Genomic DNA, 22668 nt, shown 5'->3' with positions numbered 1-22668 from the left:
GGGCAGGCGCCGCGGGCGGCGATAACAGAGCGTCACGGCGGGCTCCGCGGCCAGTTGCTGCCCCACCTCTGCCACGGCGGCATCGGGCAGGTCCCACACCACCATGGCGTTGGCGCGCATGCCCAGGGCGTGATGCCTCACTACCAGCCCGAGGCGCTTGATCAGGCCTTCGCGCTGCCAGCACTCGACCCAGGCCAGCACTTCGCTCTCACTCATGCCGCACTGCTCGGCCAGCGTTAGCCAGGGGCGTTCGGTCAGCGGCAAGCCACGTTCCAGCAGCGAACGCAGCCGCTCAGGGCATGCGCTCGCGCGGGAAGCGGTGGCGGTGGATGTGGCTGTGACGGTCGAGGTCAGGCCGTTCATGGCGCCTCCAGTTCATCCCAGGGGATTGGGAAGCCGAGGTCGATGTGGTAAGCCGCGACCATCGGCAGGCGCAGCACCGCATATCCCAACTCCTCTTCCAACGCTTCCAGGCGCGCCTCGAGCTGCAGCTCGTCGGCCGCCGTCATCACGAACCAGAGGTTGAAATCGTGTTCGCGTAAATAGTTGTGATTGACCCCCGGTGAGCGGTTGATCGCCGCCGCCACCCGGTCGCGCTCGGCCTCGGGCACCGCCACTGCCGCCAGCAGGCTGGCGCCGGCGCGGGCATGGTCGAACACCGGCCCGACCCGGCTCAGCACCTGATCATGCTGCAAGGCCTGAAGCCGCTCGATCACCTCGGCCTCGCTCGTTCCCAGGCGCTCGGCCATGGCCGCGAAGGGGCGCTCGCAGAGCGGCAGGTCGCGCTGATAGGCATCGATGAGGCGTCGGTCGAGTGAGTCGAGTGCAGCCATGGGCAGTGTCCCGGCAGGCCGAAGGAAGCATGATCTTAAGCGGTATCTTACATGCGACATCAGCCCTGAAAGCGGCCATCGACGCTGCCGTTGACACAGGTCAAAAGAGGTATTTTCAAAGTATCTTTTTCACGCCCTCGAAGCCGCTACTTGCCGCGGCATTGACGTTCGTCAAAACAATGGCGTGATCGGAGCGCAACACTGCGTGAACGCTGCGCCCCGCTGCGGGTGCGGCAAACGCTGACTTTCGCTGCATCGTGAGGCTCCCCATGCACCTTCCGGCCCTGCCGTTATTCCTCGCTCTCATGCTTCCGGGCATCGCCATGGCGGAGCCCCATGCGGATGGCGTCGACCCGCAGCGCCAGGCCGAACTGGAAACCCTGCTCTATCAGGACTGCGGCTCGTGCCACGGCATGACCCTGCGCGGCGGACTCGGCCCGGCACTGCCCCGCGACCGCATGCAGGGCTTCAGCCCCGAGGCGCTCGCCCACATCATCCAGCACGGCATTCCCGGCAGCGCCATGCCGGGCTGGAAGGCCCTGCTGAGTGACGCCGAGGCGCGCTGGCTGGCGGAGCATCTGCGCACCGACAACCGCCTGAAAACGCTGCAACAGGACTGATTCCGGAGACTGGCCATGGCTATTCCACACCCGCTGAAGACACTGCTTGCCGGCGGCGCGCTCACTCTGCTGACCGCCGGCCAAGCGCTGGCCGAGACGCCGCTGAACGGGGAGCTGCGCGGTACCGGCGACCTCGGCGTGGTCATCGAGCGCGCCACCGGCAGCGTGGCGCTGGTCGACACCACCCGCCGCGAGGTGCTGCGGCATGTCGAGGGCTTCGGCGATCTCTCCCACGCCTCGGTGAAGTTCACCCGCGATGCGCGTTACGCCTTCGTCTTCGGCCGCGACGGCGGCCTGACCCGGCTCGACCTGCTCACCGGCGAGATCGATGCACGCATCATCCAGGGCGGCAACAGCATCGGTGGTGCCATCTCCCAGGACGGCCGCTTCGTGGCAGTGGGCAACTACGAACCGGGCGGGGTGAAGGTGTTCGATACCGAGACCATGGAGCTGGTCATCGATGTGCCGGCCACCTATCAACGACCGGATGGCAGCAGTGCCCAGGCCAAGGTGGTGGGCGTGGTGGACGTGCCGGGCAATATCTTCGTCTTCAGCCTGTTCGAGGCCGGCGAGATCTGGACCCTGGACATGTCCCAGGACGAGCCCGAGCTGACCCAGTACCGCGACGTGGGCAGCATGCCTTACGACGCCCTGATCACCGCCAACGGCCGCTACTACATTGCCGGCCTGTTCGGCGAGGACGGCATGGCCCTGCTCGACCTGTGGCACCCGGAGAATGGCGTGCAGCGTATCCTGCCAGATTACGGTCAAGGCGAGCAGCGCCTGCCGGTGTACAAGATGCCCCACCTGGAAGGCTGGGCCATGGCCGGCGACCAGGCCTTCTTCCCCGCCGTGGGCCGCAACGAGGTGCTGGTGGCCGACAGCCGCGATTGGTCGCTCACCAACCGCATCGAAGTGCACGGCCAGCCGATCTTCGTCATGAGCCGCCCCGACGAGCGTCAGGTGTGGGTCACCTTCGCCCACCCGCTCAACGACAAGGTGCAAGTCATCGACACCCAGACCCACGAGGTGATCCAGACCCTGGAGCCCGGCGAATCGATCCTGCACAAGGAGTTCACTCCCCGCGGCGAGCACATCTGGATCTCGGCTCGCGACAGCAACCAGGTGGTGGTCTACGACACCCGCACCTTCGAGGAGCTGGCCAGGCTGCCGGCCGAATCGCCCAGCGGGATATTCTTCACCCATCGGGCGCACAGGATAGGGCTGTGAGCCAGGGCTATGAGACAGGACTATCCCGTCTCGCCATGACCCTCATCAAAAGCCGCTCTGCCGTAGTCGACTAGCATGGTCGGGTTTACCAGACTGCGAGGAGAGCGACATGGAGCTCGTCTGCCCGGCCGGCAACCTGCCGGCCCTGAAGCGGGCGGTGGATGAAGGCGCCGATGCCGTCTACTTCGGCTTCCAGAACGCCACCAATGCCCGGCAGTTCGCCGGCCTCAATTTCACCGACAAGCGTGCCCGCGAAGGCATCGACTACGCCCATGCCCGCGGCAAGAAGGTGTTCTGCGCCATCAACACCTATCCACAGCCCGACGGCTGGGCCCAGTGGACCCGCGCCGTGGATCAGGCCGCCGAGCTCGGCGTCGACGCCCTGATCATGGCCGACATGGGCTTGCTCGACTATGCCGCCCGGCGCTACCCGGACCTCGCCCGCCACCTCTCGGTGCAGGGCTCGGCCACCAGCCACGAGGCGCTGCGCTTCTACCACGACCAGTTCGGCATCAAGCGCGCCGTGCTGCCGCGGGTGCTCTCCATCACCCAGGTGCGCGACCTAGCCAAGCAGAGCCCCGTCGAGCTGGAGGTATTCGCCTTCGGCAGCCTGTGCATCATGGCCGAAGGGCGCTGCTATCTCTCGTCCTATCTCACCGGCGAGTCGCCCAACACTCGCGGGGTCTGTTCGCCGGCGGCCCACGTGCGCTGGGAGGAGACACCCCAGGGGCTCGAGTCGCGCCTGAACGGCGTGTTGATCGACAGATATGGCGAGGGCGAGCGGGCCGGCTACCCCACCCTGTGCAAGGGGCGCTTCGAGGTCGGCGGCGAGACCTACCACGCCATCGAGGAGCCCACCAGCCTCAACACCCTGGAGCTGCTGCCGGAGCTGCGCGAGCTGGGCATCAGCGCGGTGAAGATCGAGGGCCGCCAGCGCAGCCCGGCCTACGTGTCGAAGGTCGCCGGTATCTGGCGCCAGGCACTGGATCGCCTCGAGCGAACGCCGGAGCGCTTCCACCCCGATCCCGCCTGGATGGCCGGCCTCGGCGAGGTCTCCGAGGGCGCCACCACCACCCTGGGCGCCTACGAACGCCGCTGGAAATAGGAGCTTTTCATGTCATCCGATTCCCTGCAGCTCGCCCTGGGCCCGGTGCTGTTCTACTGGACCCGCGAGCGCTACGCCGACTTCTACCGTGAGGCCGCCGACTGGCCGGTGGAAATCGTCACCCTGGGCGAGTCCGTCTGCTCGCGTCGCCGCGACATGAAGCTCGACGACTGGCTCGGCATCGGCCGCGAGCTGGCCCAGAGCGGCAAGCAGGTGGTGCTGGCGAGCCAGACCCTGATCGAGTCCGAGGCCGATCTGCGCGACCTGCGCAAGCTGTGCGACAACGGCGAGTTCATGGTCGAGGCCAATGACCAGAGCGCCCTGCAGCGCCTGGCCGCCGCCGGCCTGCCCTTCGTCGCCGGCGCCGCGCTCAACCTCTACAACACGGCCGCCATCGGCGTGATGGCCCGGGCCGGCATGCAGCGCTGGCAGGCCCCGGTGGAGATGTCCCGCGACGATCTCGCCCGCCTGCTGGCCGACTGCGCCACCGAGGGGCTCGAACAGTCCTGCGAGGTGTTCGCCTACGGCCATCTGCCGCTGGCCTGGTCGTCGCGCTGTTTCACCGCGCGGCGCCACCAGAAGCCCAAGGACCGCTGCCAGTTCGTGTGCCAGAAGTACCCGGAAGGCCTGGCGCTGCGCTCCCAGGAATCCAAGGAGGTGTTCACCCTCAACGGCATCCAGACGCTTTCCGGTGCCTGCCAGGACCTGCGCCACGAGGTCGGCGACATGGCCTCGATGGGTGTGGCCGTGGCGCGGTTGAGCCCCCGCGCCGAGGGCATGGCCGAGGTGGTCGCCGCCTTCGACGCCGCTCGCCGCGGCGCGTTGCCCGCCGCCGACCCGCTCAGCCTGGTCGAGGCCGAGGTGTGCGACGGCTACTGGCACGGTCGCCCGGGCATGGATAACACCCGGCTGACCGCTAGCTGAACCGCCCCGCGATGAGCGCCTTTGCGGTCGTGTTCGAACCCCGCCAACCGGCGGGGTTCGTCGTTCCTCGACGTTTCGACTGGCCTTTTTCTGACCTGGATCATTTTCTCTCGCTGCCGAAGGCATTAGCCTTCACACACCATATATTGTGGTTAGAAATATCAAATGGCAGCACATATAGGGAGATTACGGTGAACGCCCCCATCCGCCAGGCCGGCCCGCGCCGCATCGACGTCGCCTCGACCGTCAACGAATACCTCGAACGCGCCGACTGGCGCGTGCACGCCAACGCCAACCAGGGCTACTCCCTGGGCGGGCTGATCCTCAACGTCTCGGGCAAGCTGATCGCCAACTACTGGCTCGACGAGGTCTACCCGGCCGAGGTCGGCGCCGCCCACCGCGAAGGCGACCTGCACATCCACGATCTCGACATGCTGTGCGGCTACTGCGCCGGCTGGTCGCTACGCCAGTTGCTGATCGAAGGCTTCAACGGCGTGCCCGGTCGCGCCGAGAGCGGCCCGCCACGCCACCTCTCCAGCGCCCTGGGGCAGATGGTCAACTTCCTCGGCACGCTGCAGAACGAGTGGGCCGGCGCCCAGGCCTTCAGCTCCTTCGATACCTACCTCGCCCCCTACGTGCGCAGGGACGGCCTCGACTATCCGGCCGTCAAGCAGGCGATCCAGGAGTTCATCTACAACCTCAACGTGCCGTCGCGCTGGGGCAGCCAGACGCCCTTCACCAACCTCACCTTCGACTGGGTATGTCCGGCGGACCTGCGCGACCAGGTGCCGATCATCGGCGGCCAGGAGCAGCTCTTCACCTACGGCGAGCTGCAGACGGAGATGGACCTGCTCAACCGCGCCTACCTGGAGGTGATGGAGGCCGGCGACCGCCAGGGTCGGGTGTTCACCTTCCCCATCCCCACCTACAACATCACCCCGGATTTCGACTGGGAGAGCGACAACGCCGAGCGGCTGTTCGCGCTGACCGCCAAGTACGGCCTGCCCTATTTCCAGAACTTCCTCAATTCCGACCTGGAGCCGCACATGGTGCGCTCCATGTGCTGCCGCCTGCAGCTCGACCTGACCGAGCTGCTCAAGCGTGGCAACGGCCTGTTCGGCAGCGCCGAGCAGACCGGCTCGCTGGGGGTGGTGACGCTCAACTGCGCACGACTGGGTTATCGCTTCGCCGGCGACCGGGCGGGCCTGCTGCGCGAACTCGACCACCTGCTGGCGCTGGGCCGCGACAGTCTGGAGCTCAAGCGCGAGTGCATCCAGCAGTGGATGAACGAGGGGCTCTACCCCTATACCCAGCGCTACCTGGGCACCCTGCGCAACCACTTCTCCACCCTGGGCGTGAACGGGCTCAACGAGATGGTGCGCAACTTCTGCGACGACCGCTACGACATCACCGCCCCCGAAGGGCGCCAGCTGGCCCTCGAAGTGCTCGACCACGTGCGCACCAGGATGCAGCAGTTCCAGACCGAGACCGGCCACCTCTACAACCTGGAAGCGACCCCGGCGGAGGGCACCACCTACCGTTTCGCCCGCGCCGATGCCGAGCGCTTCCCTGGCATTCTGCAGGCCGGCACGCCGGAGGCGCCCTACTACACCAACTCCAGCCAGCTGCCGGTGGGGCACACCGACGACCCCTTCGAGGCGCTGATTCACCAGGACCCGCTGCAGACCCGCTACACCGGCGGTACCGTGCTGCACCTCTACATGCGCGAGCGGCTCTCCAGCGCCACCGCCTGCCGCAAGCTGGTACACACCGCGCTGTCGCGCTTCCGCCTGCCCTACATCACCGTGACGCCGACCTTCTCGATCTGCCCGGTGCACGGCTATCTGGCCGGCGAACACGAGTTCTGCCCCAAGTGCGACGAAGCACTGCTGGCAAGACGCGCCGCGGCCATCCCGGCCTGAGCGTTTTTAAACCGCTGTCATCAACCCTTTGGAAGGAGCCAAGCCATGACGAACATCGACACCCTGCCCACCGAACAACGCCAGCGCTGCGAGGTCTGGACCCGCGTGATGGGCTACCATCGCCCGGTCAGCCAGTTCAACGTCGGCAAGCGCGCCGAGCATCGCGAACGCCGCCATTTCACCGAGCGGGCCGCCGCCCTGACGCCCTGACATTCGACCGATGGACCTGCCGGGCCCGGTGCCCGGCATTCACGTCCCAAGCCGAGAAGCTCCCATGATCGCCACCGACCTCGCCCCGCCCCCCTTCACGTCTCTCGACGGCATTCGCCTGCCCGTCGCCGGCATGACTCAGATGACCACCCTGGACTATCCGGATCATCTGGCCTGTGTGGTGTTCCTGCAGGGCTGCCCGCTGCGCTGCGGCTACTGCCACAACGGCCATATGATGGCGCCGCGTCGCGGCGACGAGAACGAGTGGCAGGCGGTGCGTGAGTTCCTCGAGAGCCGCCGGGGCCTGCTCGAGGCGGTGGTGTTCAGCGGTGGCGAACCGACGCTGCACAACGCCCTGCCGGCGGCGGTACGCGAGGTCAAGGAAATGGGCTTCAAGGTCGGCTTGCATACCGCCGGCCCTTACCCGGCGCGGCTTTCACGGCTGCTGCCGTGGCTCGACTGGGTGGGGCTCGACGTGAAGGGACGCGGGGGCGACTTCGACCGCATCTGCGGGCGTCCCGGCATCTGGCAGCGCAACAGCCAGAGCCTGATGGCGCTGCTCGACGGCGGCATCGACTTCGAGTGCCGCACCACCGTGCACTGGCGCGACTTCTCGCTGGCCGAGGTGGAGCGCCTGGCGCTGACCCTGGCCGACTGCGGCGTGCGCCGCTACGCCATTCAGGTGGCCCGCACCCGCCAGTGCCTCGACCCGGCCTACTGCCAGCCGGTGGAGAACGCCCCGCCGCGGGCGATGCTGGCCGGGCTGGTCAAACGCCTGGCACCGCATTTCGAGCGCATCGAGCTCAGGGAGTGAGTTTAAGATTCTCCGGTCCAAACGCATCGGGCAGGAGCTGTTCCATGGTGTAGCGCTTGAGCAGCCGGCCTTCGGCGTCGACCACGTGGATACGGGTCTCGGCGTCGGCAAATTCGCGGATGCGCTGGCGGCAGTCGCCGCAGGGGGTGCACAGGTGCTCGCCGGGGCCGATCACGTAGACGTGGCGCAGGCGCCGCTCGCCGGCGCTGACCATGGCGGCAATGGCCGAGGCCTCGGCGCACAAGCCCTTGTAGTGGGCCACCTCGACGTTGGCGCCGAAGTAACGCGCGCCGCTCTCGCTTTCCACCATGGCGCCCACCGGATGCTGCGAGTACGGCGCGTAGGCGTTGCCGCGTACCGCGATCAATGCGCCGACGATGGCCGGGTCGACGGCGTCGCTCATGCCATGGCTCATGCCGCCCCCGCCGCGTCGTCGCGCAGTACCGCTTCCAGTGCCACCTCGACCATCTCGTTGAAGCTGCGCTCGCGGGCCTCGCTGGGCAGCGATTCACCCTTGAGGATATGGTCGGAGACGGTACAGATGGTCATCGCCCGGCCGCCGAACTCCGCCGCCACGCCGTAGAGCCCCGCCGCCTCCATCTCCACGCCAACGATGCCGTAGCGCTTCATCAGTTCGAACAGCTCGCCCTGGGGGCTGTAGAACAGGTCCGCCGAAAACAGGTTGCCCACCTTCACCGGCACGCCCTGGGCCGCGGCGGCGTCCACCGCGTGGCGGGTCAACTCGAAGTCGGCGATGGCGGCGAAGTCGTGACCCATGAAGCGAGTACGGTTGACCGCCGAGTCGGTGCTCGCACCGAGGCCGATCACCACGTCACGCACCGCCACGTCGTCGCGCACCGCGCCGCAGGAGCCGACCCGGATCAGGCGCTGCACGCCATAGTCGGTGATCAGCTCCTTGGCGTAGATGGAGACCGAGGGGATGCCCATGCCGTGGCCCATCACCGAGATCTCGCGGCCGCGATAACGGCCGGTGAAGCCGAGCATGTTGCGCACGCTGGTGACCTCGCGGGCATCCTCGAGGAAGGTCTCGGCGATGTGCTTGGCACGCAGCGGGTCGCCGGGCATCAGCACGGTGTCGGCGAAGATGCCGCGTTCGCCCTGAATATGGGGAGTCGCCATGTCAGGCTCCTATGCAGCGAGAGGGTCGGGTTGAGGTGGCTTGGGCTGAGGTGGAGAGGCAATAAAACTCGTGCCGTCGGCCATGGGCGCCAGGCCCAGATGCGCCGCCAGGCTCTGGCCGATATCGGCGAAGGTGTCGCGCGCGCCCAGCGAGCCGGGAGCGAGCCCGGCCCCCAGCGCCAGCACCGGCACCCGCTCGCGGGTGTGATCGGTGCCGTGCCAGGTGGGATCGCAGCCGTGGTCGGCGGTGATCACCAGCAGGTCGTCGTCGCGCAGTTTGGCCAGCAGCTCGGGCAGCCGCGCGTCGAAGTCCTCCAGCGCGGCGGCATAGCCGGTCACGTCGCGCCGATGGCCGTAGAGGGTGTCGAAGTCGACGAAGTTGGTCATCACCAGCGAGCGCTCGCCGGCCTCGTCCAGGGCGGCCAGGGTGGCGTCCATCAGCGCATCGTGGCCGCTGGCCTTGAGCGTGCGCGTCACCCCGCAGTGGGCGTAGATGTCGGCGATCTTGCCGATGGCGAACACCTCGCCGCCGTCGTCACACAGCTTCTGCAGCACCGTGGGCGCGGGCGGCTCGACGCTGTAGTCGCGGCGGTTGGCGGTGCGGGCGAAGTCCGCCGCGCTCTGGCCGACGAAGGGCCGCGCGATCACCCGACCGATGTTGTAGGGCTCGAGCAGGCGTCGGGCGGTCTCGCACAGGTCATCAAGGCGCTCGAGGCCGAAGGCTTCCTCGTGGGCGGCGATCTGCAGCACCGAATCCGCCGAGGTGTAGACGATGGGCTTGCCGCTGGCCATGTGCTCTTCGCCGAGCCGGGCGATGATCTCGGTGCCCGAGGCGTGGCAGTTGCCCAGCACGCCGGGCAGCTCGCCCTCGCGGATCAACGCTGCGAGCAGCTCGGGCGGAAAGCTCTCCTCGCGGTCGAGGAAGTAGCCCCAGTCGAAGCGCACCGGCACCCCGGCGACCTCCCAATGGCCCGAAGGGGTGTCCTTGCCCGAGGAGATCTCCCCGGCGTGGCCGTAGGCGCCGACCACCTCGGCCGGTAGCTCGACGCCCTCGGCCCAAGCGCCGGTGCTCTCGCGGTGGGCGTGAAACAGCCCCAGCCGGCCCAGGTTGGGCAATGCCAGCGGTCCTCTGCGAGCGGCCGGGCCGGCTTCGGGGCCCTGTAAAGAGCCGCCGCGGGCGCAGGCGGCGGCGATATGACCCAGGGTGTCGGCCCCGGCATCGCCGAAGCGCTCGGCATCGGGGGCCGCGCCGATGCCGAAGGAGTCGAGTACCAGCACAATGGCACGCGTCATGGCGCCTCCCGACGGATCACGTCTTGAATGAGTGTAGGCAGTACGACGTCGCCGGGCGCGACGTCGTTCACTTCGATGGCCGCCCGCAGCTGGCTGGCGGCGCGCTCGGCATCGGCTTCGCTGCCGGCGTGCACCCAGGCCAGCGGGCGTTCGCCGTCGACCGACTCGCCGAGGGCGACGATACCGGTCAGACCGACGGCATGATCGATGGCATCGCTCGGCGCACGACGTCCACCGCCCAGCGTCACCACGGCAAGCCCCAGGGCACGGGTATCCATGCGCGTGACCCGGCCGCTGCGCTCGGCGTATACGGGGCGCACCACTGCCGCCAGGGGCAGATGCCGGTCATGGCGTTCGAGCAGGTCGCTGGGGCCTCCCAGGCCCGCCACCATGCGGGCGAAGCGCTCGGCGGCGGCGCCGCTGGCGAGCCGCTCGTCGAGCAGGGCCAGGGCGCCTTCCTGGTCGCTGGCCAGCCTGCCGGCCAGCAGCAGCTCGGCGGCAAGCGTGCGGGTCACCTCCAGCAGACGCCCGTCCCTCTTATCTCCGGCGAGCAGCGCAATCGCCTCGCGCACCTCGACGGCATTGCCGGCACAGGGCGCCAGCGGCTGGCTCATGTCGGTGAGCAGCACGGTGGTCGGCGTGCCGGCGCGGCTGGCCACCTCGGCGATGGTGCTGGCCAGCTCGAACGACGCCTCATGAGTGGGCATAAAGGCCCCACTGCCGCTCTTGACGTCCATCACCAGAGCGTCGAGGCCGCAGGCGAGCTTTTTCCCCAGGATCGAGCTGACGATCAGCGGCAGCGACTCCACCGTAGCGGTGACGTCACGGATGGCGTAGAGCCGCCGATCGGCCGGGGCCAGCTCGGCGGTCTGGCCGACGATGGCCACGCCCGCTTCGCGTACCAGGCGGCGAAAGCACTCCCGCGAGGGAGCGATATCGTAGCCGGGAATCGCCTCGAGCTTGTCCAGGGTGCCGCCGGTATGGCCCAGGCCGCGACCGGACACCATCGGTACATAGCCGCCGCAGGCGGCGATCCAGGGTCCCAGCACCAGCGAGACGAGGTCGCCCACGCCGCCGGTGGAGTGCTTGTCGAGCACCGGCCCCGGCAGGTCGAGCCCCTCGCCCAGACCGCGCCACGCCAGCACCTCGCCGGAGTCGCGCACCGCCTCGGTCAGTGCCACCGTCTCGGCGGCATTCATGCCGTTGAGGAAGATCGCCATGGCCAGCGCACCGACCTGGGCGTCGGAGAGGCTGCCGTCCGCGATACCGCCCACCAGCTCGCCTATCGCCTCGGGCGAGAGCGCCTGGCCGTCTCGCTTGGCGCGGATCAGCTCCTGAGGAAGCGCACGGATAGCCATCAGTAGCCTCCCGTCGGGCCCTTGTCTTGCTGCTCGACTTCTAAGGTGTCGAGCAGGCTGCCGAGCAGCCCCGAGGCGCCGAAGCGGAAGTGAGCCGGGGTGATCCACTCGGCCCCCATCACCCGCTCGGCAAGCTGCAGGTAGGCGGCGGCATCTTCGGCGGTGCGCACCCCGCCGGCGGCCTTGAAGCCGACGTCGCGGCCGCTCGCCTTGATTGCGGTGAGCAGGATCTTGGCGGCGTTCAGGGTGGCGTTGACCGCCACCTTGCCGGTGGAGGTCTTGAGGAAGTCGGCGCCGCCGTCGATGGCCAGCATGCCGGCGCGGTCGATCAGCCCGGCGTCCTTGAGCTCGCCGGTTTCCAGAATCACCTTGAGCACGGCGTCGCCGCACTCGCGCTTGCAAGCCTCGACCAGTTTACGGCCGACCTCGGCGTCACCCGCCATCAGCGCACGGTAGGGAAACACCACGTCGACCTCGTCGGCGCCGGCGGCGATGGCCGCCCGGGTCTCCTCTGCGGCGCGCTCGATGTCCGCCTCCCCGTGGGGAAAATTGGTCACCGTGGCCACCTTCACCTTGCCGGCCAGGCCCTGCTCGGCCAGCGCCTGACGCGCGGTTGCCACGAAGGCGGGAAAGACACACACCGCCGCCGGATGGCCCACGGGGGTGTTGGCGCGGGTGCACAGCTCGCGAATGACGGCATCGCTGTCATCGTCGTTGAGGCTGGTGAGGTCCATCAGCGCCAGGGCCTGGCGCGCGGCCTGCTGCAGTTCGGTCATGACGTTACCTGTCGAAGCAAAGAATTTACGGTGGCCATCAGATCACTCCCCCGATGGAGAGGAAGAACCCGGCAATGGCAGCCGACATCAGGTTGGAGAGGGTGCCGGCCAGCACCGCCTTGACCCCGAAGCGGGCAATGTCGTGACGCCGGCTGGGAGCGATACTGCCCAGGCCGCCAAGCAGGATGGCGATCGACGAGAGGTTGGCGAAGCCGCACAGGGCGAAGGAGAGAATGGCGATGGTGTGGCCGCTCATGGCCTGGCCGGTGTTCGCCACCATCGCATCGCCGTCGATGTAGGGCGCCAGGTTGATGTAGGCGACGAACTCGTTGACCACCAGCTTCTGGCCGATGAAGGAGCCGGCCAGGGTGGCCTCCGCCCAGGGCACGCCGAGCACGAAGGCGAGCGGCGCGAACAGCCAGCCGAGGATCAGCTCCAGGCTCAGCTGCTCGAACCCGACCCAGCCGCCGATGCCGCCGAGCATGCCGTTGACCAGTGCGATCAGACCGATGAAGGCGAGCAGCATGGCACCAACGTTGGCCGCCAGGCGCAGCCCGGACGAGGCCCCCGCCGCCGCCGCGTCGAGCACGTTGACCGGCCTGTCCTCGGCCTCGATCACCTCGCTGGCCTCCTCCACGTCGTCTACCGGCTTCTCGGTCTCGGGCATGATCAGCTTGGCGAACAGCAGGCCGCCCGGCGCGGCCATGAACGAGGCCGCCACCAGGTACTCCATGGGAATGCCCAGCGCCGCATAGCCCGCCAGCACCGAGCCGGCCACCGAGGCCAGCCCGCCGCACATCACCGCGAACAGCTGCGAGGGGGTCATGCGGGCGATGAAGGGGCGCACCACCAGCGGCGCCTCGGTCTGGCCGACGAAGATGTTGGCAGTGGCCGAGAGCGACTCGGTACGCGAGGTGCCCAGCGCCTTCTGCAGCGCCCCGCCGAGGATGCGGATCACCCACTGCATGATGCCGATGTAGTAGAGCACGGCGATCAGCGAGGAGAAGAAGATGATCACCGGCAGCACCTTGATGGCGAAGACGAAGCCGATGCTGTCGGTATCGGCCAGGCCGCCGAAGAGGAAGTCGATGCCGTCGTTGGCGTAGAGCACCACCTGGCTCACGCCGGCGGAAACGGTCTGCAGCACGGTCTGACCGAACGGCACGTAGAGCACGAAGGCGCCGATGCCGGCCTGAATGGCGAAGGCGCCACCCACGGTTCGCAGGCGGATGTCGCGACGGCTGGTGGAAAAAATCAGAGCGATGGCGATCAGCGTCGCCATGCCGACCAGGCTCATGATGGCAGTCATGGAATCCATCCTTTGGTGCCGGCGGCGATGTGCCAGGACCCGCCGCATCTGGTTGTCGTGATATCAGCGCAGGGGAAGACTGCACGAGATGTTAAAATTATAACATTTTGTGTTATCTAACCAACATTCATCCAAAGCGCAAGATTGCTACGCCAAACGCAGTGGCTTAAGGACAGGACAGTGTAGGGAGTGGAAAATACTCGTTGCCTAGCTCAACATAGGGCCAGCCAAAGCGATCTTCGCGCCAAGTTCTGGAGGGTAAGTTGGAGAGCAACGAATGAAAGACCGCAGCGCCATGCGCCTGGCCCGTCTGCAGCAGGCACTGGCCGGTGGCGGCACCCTCCCCCTCGGCGAGGCCGCTCAGATGTGCGGCGTCTCCGAGATGACCATTCGTCGTGACGTGGCCGCAAGCGACGGCGCCATGATCCTGCTCGGTGGACGCCTGGTCATGGCCAATCACTATGCGCCGGTGTATGACCTCGACCAGCAACAGGACAGCCACACCCTGGCCAAGCGCAGGCTCTGCGAACGGGCCGCCGGCTTCATCGAAGACGGCGACACTCTGTTCATCGACTGCGGCACCACCCTGCTGCCCCTGGCGGGCTTGCTCGCCGAGCGCCGCCAGCTCACCGTGGTGACCTACGCACTCAACGTCGCCAATGCCATGAGCCTGGTGCCTGGCGTACGCCTGGTACTGCTGGGTGGGCTCTATCATACCACCTCGCACTCCTTCGGCAGCGACGACATGAGCGCGGCAATCAAGCGCCTGGGCATCAATCGCGCCTTTATCTCGGCCGCCGGGGTGCACGCCGAGCGCGGTGTGAGCTGCTTTCACTTCCACGAAGTCGCCCCCAAGCAGGCCGCCATCGCCTGCGCCGAACAGCGCCTGCTGGTGGTGGACGAGAGCAAGATCGGCCAGGTGCGCCCCGCCTACTTCGCCCAGCTCGACGACTTCGACGTGGTGATCACCGACGGCGACATGACCCTACCGCAAGCCGACGGCGGCCCCAGAATCGTCGCCGCCTGACCCCGGACACGACGAAGCCGGAGCAAGTCCGGCTTCTGGGGGCATAGCATGTCCGTGCAGACAGTTTCAGAAAGTGCTGGTCAGCTTGGCGAGCGAGATGAAGCGCTAGGCGCACGGAGCGCAGGAACCGGAGCCTATGGGGTATAGGTGAGGATTCCGAGCACCGCGCAACGCAGCGATTCGCTCGCGCAGCCAGCTGTACAGTGCTTTCTTAGCCGCACTTGGACCAGCCACAGCCCGCATAGCAGGTGGGGCAGCCGTCCATCATGATCAGCTCGCCGCGACACTCCGGACAGTGGCCCACCACCGTGGGGCCGTCGCCCTTCTCTTCGGCGACTGCCGCCTTGGCCTGCTTCTCGGCCTGCGCCTCCTCTTCGGGGGTGGGCGGCTGCCAGGGGTGGCCGTGGGTCAGACGGTGGGCGTAGCGGCGCACCAACTCCTCCACCGGCACCTGGTTGCCGTCCTGGTCGAGGAAGCCGCGGCGGTAGAGGATCTGCTGGATCGACCAGGCGATGGCGGCCACTTCGGAGTCGTGGAACATCGGCTTGCCCCAGCGGTTCATGCCGCAGCGCACCAGGCCCTTGTCCCAGGCCACCTTGCGCAGGTCGGCCACCGCCTGGGTGACGTAGCCGCCGCGGGCGGCCAGCGACAGGCTGCGCATGGTGGCGGTGATCCACTGGTGCTCGCTGGAGAGCTGGCCGGAGGGGAAGAAAAACTCCACCGGACGCTCGATCACCACACGCTTGCCGTCGAGCACGCCTTCCACCGGCATGAAGGAGACCAGCAGGTAGACCTTCTTGCGGCCTTCAGCGCCGACGTAGGAGATCTTCTCGGAAACGGCCTCCAGCGTCCCTTCCGGGCGCGAGGGAATGCGTACCGTGAGCGGGTTCTCGTCGGCCAGCGGCGCCTCTTGCACCGCCTTCTTGACGCTGTAGGAAACGATCTTGGACTTGATTTCGACGGCCATCACGGGGCTCCTGCGGAAAAAGGTTGAACGGCACACAGCGGCTCGGGGCTGATCCGTCGACAGGCCTGCGAGGAGGCGCTGTAAACCCATCCCTGGGCGCTACCTTCGCCATCCATGGCGAAGAACCTCCTCTTCGGCCTGTCCCCGGCGCCCCTCGCTACCGGCAGTTGGGAGAGCACAGGCTTACCACTTGCCATAGGTGCCTTCCTTCAGCGCGTCGTACAGGTTCGCTGCGTTGTGCTCTTCGCCGTCGTAGACCACCTTCTCGTCGCCAGAAAGCTCCAGCGTCTCGCCGTTCTCCAGCTCGAACACGTAGGTGGTGTTCTTGAGGTCGTCCTCGCGCACCAGCACGCCCTGGAAGGCCTCGGGGTTGAAGCGGAAGGTGGTGCAACCCTTGAGCTTGCTCTCGTAGGCGTCCAGGTAGAGGTCCTTGAACTGCTCGAAGGGGAACTCGGTGGGCACGTTGACCGTCTTGGAGATCGCCGAGTCGACCCACACCTGAGCCGCCGCCTGCACCGCCACGTGCTGCTTGGGGGTGACCGCATCGGCGGTGATGAAGTAGTCGGGCAGGTCGCTCTCCACCGCGTCGCTGGCGATGAAGTGGCGGTAGGCGGCCAGCTCGAAGGAGACCACTTCCACCTGCTCCTTGGTCTTCTTGCCGGACTGGATCACGTTGCGGAAGTAGCGGTGCGAGAACGATGGCTCGATGCCGTTGGAGGCGTTGTTGCCCAGCGACAGCGAGATGGTGCCGGTCGGTGCGATGGAGCTGTGGTGGGTGAAGCGCGCGCCGTGCTCGGCGAGTGCCGCGACCAGCTCCGGTTCCACCTCGGCGACCTTCTGCATGTAGCGACTGTAGCGGGCGTGCAGGATGCGCCCCGGCACCTTGTCGCCGATCTCGTAGCCGTCCTTCGCCAGCTCCGGACGCTCGCGCATCATCTTCGGCGTGATTTCGAAATCCTCGGCGAGTATCGGCGCCATGCCCTTCTCGCGGGAGAGTTCCAGTGCCTGCTTCCAGCCCTCGATGGCCAGGTTGCGGCTCACCTCTTCGGTGAAGGCCAGCGACTCGGCGGAGCCGTAGGGGATCTTGAGCATGGTCAGGGTCGAACCGAGGCCGAGGAAACCCATGCCGTGACGGCGCTTGGCCTCGATCTCGCGGCGCTGGCCGGGCAGCGGCAGGCCGCTGATCTCGACCACGTTGTCGAGCATGCGGGTGAAGATCGCCACCACCTGGCGGTAGCGCTCCCAGTCGAAGCGCGGCTTCTTGCCGAACGGGTCGATGACGAAACGGGTCAGGTTGACCGAGCCCAGCAGGCAGGCGCCTTCCGGCGGCAGGGGCTGTTCGCCGCAGGGGTTGGTGGCACGGATCTCCTCGCAGAACCAGTTGTTGTTCATGCGGTTGACCTGGTCGATCAGGATGAAGCCCGGCTCGGCGAAGTCGTAGGTGGAACGCATGATGGTGTCCCACAGCTCACGCGCCTTGATCACCTCGACGATGCGGCAGGCCACGCGGCCTTCGGCGTCGACCGTGTAGCCCTCTTCGACCACCGGCCAGTCGCGGTAGATCAGGTCCTCGGACTTGACGTCCTCCTTCTCGCCGGCGTGCAGCGGGAAGGCCAGCGGCCAGTCGGCGTCGTTCTTCACCGCCTCCATGAACTCGTCGGTGATCAGCAGCGAAAGGTTGAACTGACGCAGCCGGCCGGCTTCGCGCTTGGCCTCGATGAAGGCACGCACGTCGGGGTGGCCGACGTCGAAGGTGCCCATCTGGGCTCCGCGGCGGCCGCCCGCCGAGGCTACGGTGAAGCACATCTTGTCGTAGATATCCATGAACGCCAGCGGGCCGTTGGTGCCGGCGCCGGCGCCGAACACGAAGGCGCCCTTGTGGCGCAGGGTGGAGAACTCGTAGCCGATGCCGCAGCCCGCCTTGAGGGTCATGCCGGCGTCCACCACCGAGGAGAGGATGTCATGCATGGAGTCGCGGATGGTGCGCGAGACGGTGCAGTTGATCAGGCTCACCGCCGGCTTGTAGTCCTCGGCACCGGCGTTGGACATGATGCGCCCGGCGGGGATGGCACCGTTCTCCAGCGCCCAGCGGAACTTGGGCAGCCACTCCTCGGCCTTGTCGCCTTCCACCGCGGCGAGGGCGCGCGCGACGCGCTCCCAGGTCGCTGCCACATCCTTGTCGACGGGGCGGCCATGACGATCCTTGAGTCGATACTTGGAGTCCCAGATATCGCGTGAGGGCGCTTGCATAGGCACCTCTTGGGATGTCTTGACGGCCTTGGTGGAAGTACTCATGCAGGAATCTCCAGTAAGGGTCAAAAATTCGAATCGTTCAACGTTCCTGGCGCGCCATGCGCTCGAAGCGCGCCAACCAATCGCCGAGCCGGCCCTGGGCCAACCCCTCCTCGCGGCTGTCGAGCAGGTTCTTGACCATCAGGCCGAGCTCGGTATCGCCCTCGATCACCAGGCGGCGCTGGAAGAACAGGGCGTCGGGATCCTCGCGCCGGGTAGCCAGGCACAGAAACTCGCGCCAGCCGCCGCGAATGGTGGCCTCGCCCATCTCCGGGCTGAGCCGGAAGCGCTCCGCTTCGAGGGTCAGCGTCAACGCTACGCCCAGGTCCTCGATGTGCAGCGAGATGCGCCGCCCGTCGAGCGCATCGAACTCGCCCTCGGCCAAAGGCTCGGCGAAGGTGCGGTTGAGCAGCGGCTCGATCAGCTGGCGCTTCAGGACAAGCGGCACGCGGGGGTCGATGGCGCGAATCAGGCGGGTCGGGGCGGGCGGACGTGGCAAGCGCGACAGAGAAAGAGGAAGCATAGCGACTCTCCGGTGGAGCGAACCCATGGATTCGGTGCGGCCAGGTGGCCATGAAACCGATCATCCTAAGCTCGACGCCGCCTGCCCGTACTGATGTGCGTCAAGCCTGTGACACTGCCCCCAACCGGGGCCTTGGCTACCATATCTAGACAACCACTACCGATCAAGCACTATATATATGGCCTTCGTTAACGCTGCTTCTTGACTTTTAGACCTTCCGATAACTACTTGATCCCCAAGCGGCGGGCCAGCTTGTGCAAGTTGCTGGGGTCCACGGCGAGGCAGCGGGCGGCGTTCGCCCAGCTCCCGTCGCACGCCGTCAAGGCCTGGCGAATCGCCCGTCGCTGGGCGTCCTCGACCTGACGGCGTAGCGGTTCGACGCCGTGCGTTGCCAACTCCCGGATGTCGGGTGCGCGGGAATCGGCTTTCAACGGTTCGTCCTTTGACGTTTTGCCGTGAGGCAGGTCGAGCCACTCCGGTTCCAGGGTGACGATGTCGTCGCGCCGGGCGCCGTGGCCCAGCGCCTTGATCGCCGCCCGGCTGATCACGTGCTCCAGCTCGCGCACGTTGCCCGGCCAGTGATAGCCCAGCAGCGCCGCCTCGGCCCTCGGCGCCAGGCGCAGGCTGCGCACACCGAGCCGGGCACGGTTGATCTCGAGGAAGTGCCCGGCCAGCACCAGCACGTCGCTACCACGCTCGCGCAGCGGTGGGATGGCCACCGGGTAGACCGACAGCCGATGGTAGAGATCGGCGCGGAACAGGCCGTCGCGCACGCCGTCGGCCAGCTGACGGTTGGTGGCGGCGATGATACGCACGTCGACCCGGCGCGGGGTATCCTCGCCCAGGCGCTGCACCTCGCCGTTCTGCAGCGCGCGCAGCAGCTTGGCCTGGATCGGCAGCGGCAGTTCGCCCACCTCGTCGAGAAACAGGGTGCCGCCATTGGCTGCCTCGAAGCGCCCCGCCCGATCCGCCGTAGCGCCGGAGAAGGCTCCCTTGACGTGACCGAACAGCTCGCTCTCGGCCAGGGTTTCGGGTAGCGCCGCACAGTTGACCTGCACCAGCGGCTGCTCCCATCGCGGTGAGCGCTGGTGCAGGCGTCGGGCGAACAGCTCCTTGCCCACCCCGGTCTCGCCCATCAGCAGCACCGGCAGGTCCGCTTCCGCCACCACGTCGAGTTCGTGCAGCAGTCGCTGCAGTTCGGCGCTGTGGCCAAGAATCTCACCGCCCTCGCCCGACTCTACTTGGGCGATGCTGCCATGGCCCGCCATGCGCAGCGCACGCACCTCCTGTTCCAGGCGCGAGACGCGCACTGCAGCCTCCACCAGCAGCGCATAGCGCTCCAGCGCCGTACAGGCGGTCTCGTCGAAGGTACCCGCCACCAGCGCATCCAGGGTCAGCACGCCCCACGGCTCGCCCTCCACGTGCAGGCTGATGCCCATGCAGTCGTGCACGTGCAGCGGCTCCCCCGGCTGCTGTTCGACCAGGCCGTCGTAGGGGTCGGGCAGGCTGGAGTCCGGTGGGAACAGGGTCGAGCGCCGACTGGTGAGGATGGCGGCCAGGCGCGGATGGCGCGCCACCTCGAAGCGCCGCCCCAGCGCCTCGCGCACGAGCCCTTCCACCGCCACCGGTGCCAGCACGTCCTGCTGCAGCCGCAGCAGACACACCGCGCCGCAGCGAAAGCCTTCGCGCAGGGTGCGGACCAGGCGCTGCAGGCGCACGGCGCTGGGCAGATCGGCGGTCAGGTCGGCCAGCAGGGAATCATCGAGCATGGTCAATAATACCTCTAAGGGTAAATTAAACCCTATCACGATGAGGTAAATTTAACCATCCTCACCACATGCCATTGAAAAACAAACAATAAAAACATGGCACGCCGCTTGCTCTGTACAGATGGCATCCCCAATTGCAGAGGAACGTCACATGAACCTGTCCGATCAGACCGTTGGCCGTATCGCCCTGTCGCTGCCCGGCGCGACCCGCATCTTTCATACCTACAACATCGACTTCTGCTGCGGCGGGCGTATCAGCCTGCGCCAGGCCGCCGAGCGCGCCGGCCTGCATGTCGACAAGCTGGTTGCCGAACTCGAGGCGCTGCCGGCCGCCAGCAGCGAGCAGCGCGACTGGCGTGAGGCCAGCAACGACGAGCTGATCGAGCACATCCTGACCCGCTACCACGACGTGCACCGTCAGCAGCTGCCCGAGCTGATCCGCATGGCACGTCGGGTGGAACAGGTTCACGGCGACCGCGAGAGCTGCCCCAACGGGCTGGCCGACCTGCTGATGGACATTCACCAGGAGATGGAAAGCCACATGCAGAAGGAGGAGCAGATCCTGTTTCCCATGCTGCGCAGCGGCCTGGGCGCCCAGGCCCAGGGGCCGATCGCGGTGATGCGCCACGAGCACGACGACCACGGCGAGAACCTGGAGCAGGTGATGCTGCTCACCGACGACATCACCCCGCCCAAGGGCGCCTGCACCACTTGGCGCGCCCTCTACACTGGCCTGCGTGAGTTCCGCGAGGACCTGATGGAGCACATTCATCTGGAGAACAATCTGCTGTTCGAGCGGGCCGGCTGAGGAAGTACCCCCGAAACGCAAACGGCGCCCCGCGGGGCGCCGTTGTATTTCGGTGGGTAGATCAGACGGTGCGCGAGAAGCGCCCTTCGTTGGGTTTGAGGTAGGCGTCGAAGGCCATGGCCATGTTGCGCATCATCAGGCGGCCGGCGGGCAGCACTTCGATGGCGCCGGCGCCGATGGTCAGCAGGCCGTCGGCCTGCATCTCCTCGAGCTGGGCGAGAGCCTCGGCGAAGTAGTCGCGAAAGACGATGTCGTGGCGCGCCTCGATATTGGCGAAGTCGATGCGCCCGTGGCACATCAGGGCGTTGATCACGTCGCGGCGCAGGCGGTCGTCGTCGTTGAGCCGATAGCCGCGCATCACCGGCAGGCGCCCCTCCTCCAGGCGCGCCTGGTACTGGGCGGTCTCCTTGACGTTCTGGCTGTAGCTGTCGCCGACCTTGCCGATGGAGGTGATGCCCAGACCGATCATGTCGCAGTCGGCGTGGGTGGAGTAGCCCTGGAAGTTGCGCTGCAGGGTGCCGTTCTCCCTGGCCAGGGTCAGCTCGTCGTCGGGCAGGGCGAAGTGGTCCATGCCGATGTAGACGTAGCCGGCGGCGGTGAGGCGGCGAATGGTGAGCTCCAAAAGCTCCAGCTTGCGCTCCGGCGGCGGCATGTCCTCGGGGCGGATCAGCCGCTGGGCCTTGAACAGCTCGGGCAGGTGGGCGTAGCTGTAGCTGGCGATGCGGTCGGGACGCAGAGCAATGATCTTGTCGAGGGTGGTGTCGAAACTCGCCACCGTCTGCAGCGGCAGGCCGTAGATCAGGTCCACGCTGACCGACTGGAAGCCGGCCTCGCGAGCGGCGGCCACCAGCTCGACCACCTGCTCCTCGCTCTGCAGGCGGTTGACCGCCTTCTGCACGTTGGTGTCGAAATCCTGCACGCCGAAGCTCAGGCGGTTGAAGCCCAGGTCGTGCAACTCATGGATCTGCGCCGGCGTGACCGTGCGCGGATCCACCTCCAGCGAGAACTCGCGCTCCTCCACCGGGGCGAAATGGAACGCCTCGTCGAGGGCTGCCATCAGCTCGCCGAGCTGGGCGTTGCTCAGGTAGGTGGGCGTGCCGCCACCCAGGTGCAGTTGAGTCATGCGCCGAGTCTCGTCGAACAGCGCGCCCTGCACGCCGATCTCCTGCTTCAGCCAGCTCAGATACTCCGCCGCCCGCTCGGTGTTGTGGGTGATGATCTTGTTGCAGGCGCAGTAGTAGCACAGGCTCTTGCAGAACGGGATGTGCACGTAGACCGACAGCGGCTTGGGCGAGGCGACGCGGTTGCTGCGCTCGGCGGCGGCGCGGTAGTCGTCCTCGGCGAAGGCCGCATGGAACTGGGGCGCCGTCGGGTAGGAGGTATAGCGGGGCCCGGGGCGGTCGTACTTCTCCACCAGGGGGCGATTGAACAGCAGCTCGTCTTGCATGATCGACTTCGACCTCTTGAAACCTCGGCATGGGGCTCGCCATGCCCAATGCCAGTGAGTATGACATCGGCTATCGCCAGCGTCTCGGCAGCTCGCCCCTCTCTTGTCCCGAGTCAAGTTTGCCGCTGTGCTCAGCGAGCGCTTTCTGCCTACACGCCTTTCAGATGCTCTCCCTGCCAGCGCATCAAGCCAACCCAGCCCGGCGCACCCCACAAGTGTAATCAAGCAAGAAGTTGCCCACCGGGCAACTTCTTGCCCGACCCGGGCAACTTCTTGCCTAACTAGGCTTAGCAATGATTGG

At 67.1% G+C, this 22668-nt stretch carries 22 protein-coding genes; 9 read left to right on the top strand and 13 right to left on the bottom strand.

Annotated elements, in window-relative coordinates:
* Both B8115_RS02820 and B8115_RS02815 read right to left on the bottom strand, forming a co-directional pair.
* Nucleotides 1–363: nitrite reductase heme d1 biosynthesis protein (locus B8115_RS02820; RefSeq protein ID WP_010626232.1), on the bottom strand; the 363-nt coding region annotated here is incomplete at its 3' end.
* Nucleotides 360–833 (bottom strand): Lrp/AsnC family transcriptional regulator, encoded by a 474-nt coding sequence (locus B8115_RS02815; protein ID WP_010626231.1) that lies wholly within the window; start codon nt 831–833, stop codon nt 360–362. The genes B8115_RS02815 and B8115_RS02820, both read right to left, overlap by 4 nt.
* Before the next feature lie 269 nt (nt 834–1102).
* Here B8115_RS02815 and B8115_RS02810 point away from each other — a divergent pair, with 269 nt between their 5' ends.
* The 7 genes from B8115_RS02810 to B8115_RS02780 all read left to right on the top strand — a co-directional run bounded on the left by B8115_RS02810 (nt 1103) and on the right by B8115_RS02780 (nt 7658).
* Complete coding sequence (locus B8115_RS02810) at nt 1103–1453, top strand: cytochrome c (protein WP_010626230.1); 351 nt, start codon at nt 1103–1105, stop codon at nt 1451–1453.
* Between the two features lie 15 nt (nt 1454–1468).
* Complete coding sequence (locus B8115_RS02805) at nt 1469–2683, top strand: cytochrome D1 domain-containing protein (RefSeq protein ID WP_010626229.1); 1215 nt, start codon at nt 1469–1471, stop codon at nt 2681–2683.
* A 109-nt stretch (nt 2684–2792) separates the two neighbouring features.
* On the top strand, nt 2793–3788 hold the full coding sequence (locus B8115_RS02800) for a peptidase U32 family protein (RefSeq protein WP_010626228.1): 996 nt from the start codon (nt 2793–2795) through the stop codon (nt 3786–3788).
* Between the two features lie 9 nt (nt 3789–3797).
* The gene (locus B8115_RS02795; protein WP_010626227.1) at nt 3798–4712 is read left to right on the top strand and encodes a U32 family peptidase; all 915 of its coding nucleotides are present in this window, start codon (nt 3798–3800) and stop codon (nt 4710–4712) included.
* A gap of 191 nt (nt 4713–4903) precedes the next feature.
* On the top strand, nt 4904–6634 hold the full coding sequence (locus B8115_RS02790) for a ribonucleoside triphosphate reductase (protein WP_010626226.1): 1731 nt from the start codon (nt 4904–4906) through the stop codon (nt 6632–6634).
* A 45-nt stretch (nt 6635–6679) separates the two neighbouring features.
* Nucleotides 6680–6844: an anaerobic ribonucleoside-triphosphate reductase gene (gene nrdD, locus B8115_RS02785; RefSeq protein ID WP_010626225.1), complete on the top strand. Its 165-nt coding sequence runs from the start codon at nt 6680–6682 to the stop codon at nt 6842–6844.
* A 64-nt stretch (nt 6845–6908) separates the two neighbouring features.
* Nucleotides 6909–7658, top strand: coding sequence for an anaerobic ribonucleoside-triphosphate reductase activating protein (locus tag B8115_RS02780; RefSeq protein WP_010626224.1), 750 nt, complete (start codon nt 6909–6911; stop codon nt 7656–7658).
* Here B8115_RS02780 and cdd read toward each other — a convergent pair.
* Genes cdd through B8115_RS02750 form a run of 6 tightly spaced genes read right to left on the bottom strand, consistent with a single transcriptional unit; the run spans nt 7648 to nt 13534 of the window.
* Complete coding sequence (gene cdd, locus B8115_RS02775; protein ID WP_010626223.1) at nt 7648–8061, bottom strand: cytidine deaminase; 414 nt, start codon at nt 8059–8061, stop codon at nt 7648–7650. The two genes, B8115_RS02780 and cdd, sit on opposite strands and share 11 nt — an antisense overlap.
* An 8-nt stretch (nt 8062–8069) precedes the next feature.
* Nucleotides 8070–8798, bottom strand: coding sequence for a purine-nucleoside phosphorylase (gene deoD, locus B8115_RS02770; RefSeq protein WP_010626222.1), 729 nt, complete (start codon nt 8796–8798; stop codon nt 8070–8072).
* A 9-nt stretch (nt 8799–8807) separates the two neighbouring features.
* Complete coding sequence (locus B8115_RS02765; RefSeq protein WP_010626221.1) at nt 8808–10091, bottom strand: phosphopentomutase; 1284 nt, start codon at nt 10089–10091, stop codon at nt 8808–8810.
* Nucleotides 10088–11449, bottom strand: a complete 1362-nt coding sequence (deoA, locus tag B8115_RS02760) for a thymidine phosphorylase (protein WP_010626220.1) — start codon at nt 11447–11449, stop codon at nt 10088–10090. Before deoA ends, B8115_RS02765 begins: the two co-directional genes overlap by 4 nt.
* Nucleotides 11449–12225 carry a deoxyribose-phosphate aldolase gene (gene deoC, locus B8115_RS02755; protein ID WP_010626219.1) on the bottom strand — a complete coding sequence of 259 codons (777 nt, stop codon included), beginning with the start codon at nt 12223–12225 and terminating at the stop codon, nt 11449–11451. The genes deoA and deoC overlap by 1 nt, the downstream gene beginning before the upstream one ends.
* A 37-nt stretch (nt 12226–12262) precedes the next feature.
* Entirely contained in the window at nt 12263–13534 is a 1272-nt protein-coding gene (locus tag B8115_RS02750; RefSeq protein WP_010626218.1) for a NupC/NupG family nucleoside CNT transporter, read from the bottom strand.
* Nucleotides 13535–13811: 277 nt separating this feature from the next.
* Between B8115_RS02750 and B8115_RS02745 the strand changes: the two genes are divergently transcribed.
* Nucleotides 13812–14561: a DeoR/GlpR family DNA-binding transcription regulator gene (locus B8115_RS02745; RefSeq protein ID WP_010626217.1), complete on the top strand. Its 750-nt coding sequence runs from the start codon at nt 13812–13814 to the stop codon at nt 14559–14561.
* A 211-nt stretch (nt 14562–14772) separates the two neighbouring features.
* On the opposite strand, the gene B8115_RS02740 is transcribed toward B8115_RS02745, so the two are convergent.
* The 4 genes from B8115_RS02740 to norR form a co-directional block, all read right to left on the bottom strand.
* Nucleotides 14773–15528 (bottom strand): hypothetical protein, encoded by a 756-nt coding sequence (locus B8115_RS02740; protein ID WP_010626216.1) that lies wholly within the window; start codon nt 15526–15528, stop codon nt 14773–14775.
* A 183-nt stretch (nt 15529–15711) separates the two neighbouring features.
* Nucleotides 15712–17823 carry an adenosylcobalamin-dependent ribonucleoside-diphosphate reductase gene (locus B8115_RS02735; protein WP_026037837.1) on the bottom strand — a complete coding sequence of 704 codons (2112 nt, stop codon included), beginning with the start codon at nt 17821–17823 and terminating at the stop codon, nt 15712–15714.
* Between the two features lie 37 nt (nt 17824–17860).
* Nucleotides 17861–18343 (bottom strand): SCP2 domain-containing protein, encoded by a 483-nt coding sequence (locus B8115_RS02730; RefSeq protein ID WP_010626214.1) that lies wholly within the window; start codon nt 18341–18343, stop codon nt 17861–17863.
* A 224-nt stretch (nt 18344–18567) separates the two neighbouring features.
* Nucleotides 18568–20112 (bottom strand): nitric oxide reductase transcriptional regulator NorR, encoded by a 1545-nt coding sequence (gene norR, locus B8115_RS02725; RefSeq protein ID WP_010626213.1) that lies wholly within the window; start codon nt 20110–20112, stop codon nt 18568–18570.
* Nucleotides 20113–20263: 151 nt separating this feature from the next.
* Here norR and ytfE point away from each other — a divergent pair, with 151 nt between their 5' ends.
* On the top strand, nt 20264–20920 hold the full coding sequence (gene ytfE / locus B8115_RS02720; RefSeq protein WP_010626212.1) for an iron-sulfur cluster repair protein YtfE: 657 nt from the start codon (nt 20264–20266) through the stop codon (nt 20918–20920).
* Between the two features lie 61 nt (nt 20921–20981).
* On the opposite strand, the gene hemN is transcribed toward ytfE, so the two are convergent.
* A complete protein-coding gene (hemN, locus tag B8115_RS02715) occupies nt 20982–22367 on the bottom strand; it encodes an oxygen-independent coproporphyrinogen III oxidase (RefSeq protein WP_010626211.1) in 1386 nt (461 codons plus the stop codon).
* Between the last annotated feature and the right edge of the window lie 301 nt (nt 22368–22668).

The organism is Halomonas sp. KM-1 (assembly GCF_000246875.1).
Taxonomy (GTDB): domain Bacteria; phylum Pseudomonadota; class Gammaproteobacteria; order Pseudomonadales; family Halomonadaceae; genus Halomonas; species Halomonas aerodenitrificans.
The sequence above is the reverse complement of the archived record's forward strand: the minus strand, read 5'-3'. Positions and strand labels throughout refer to the sequence as shown.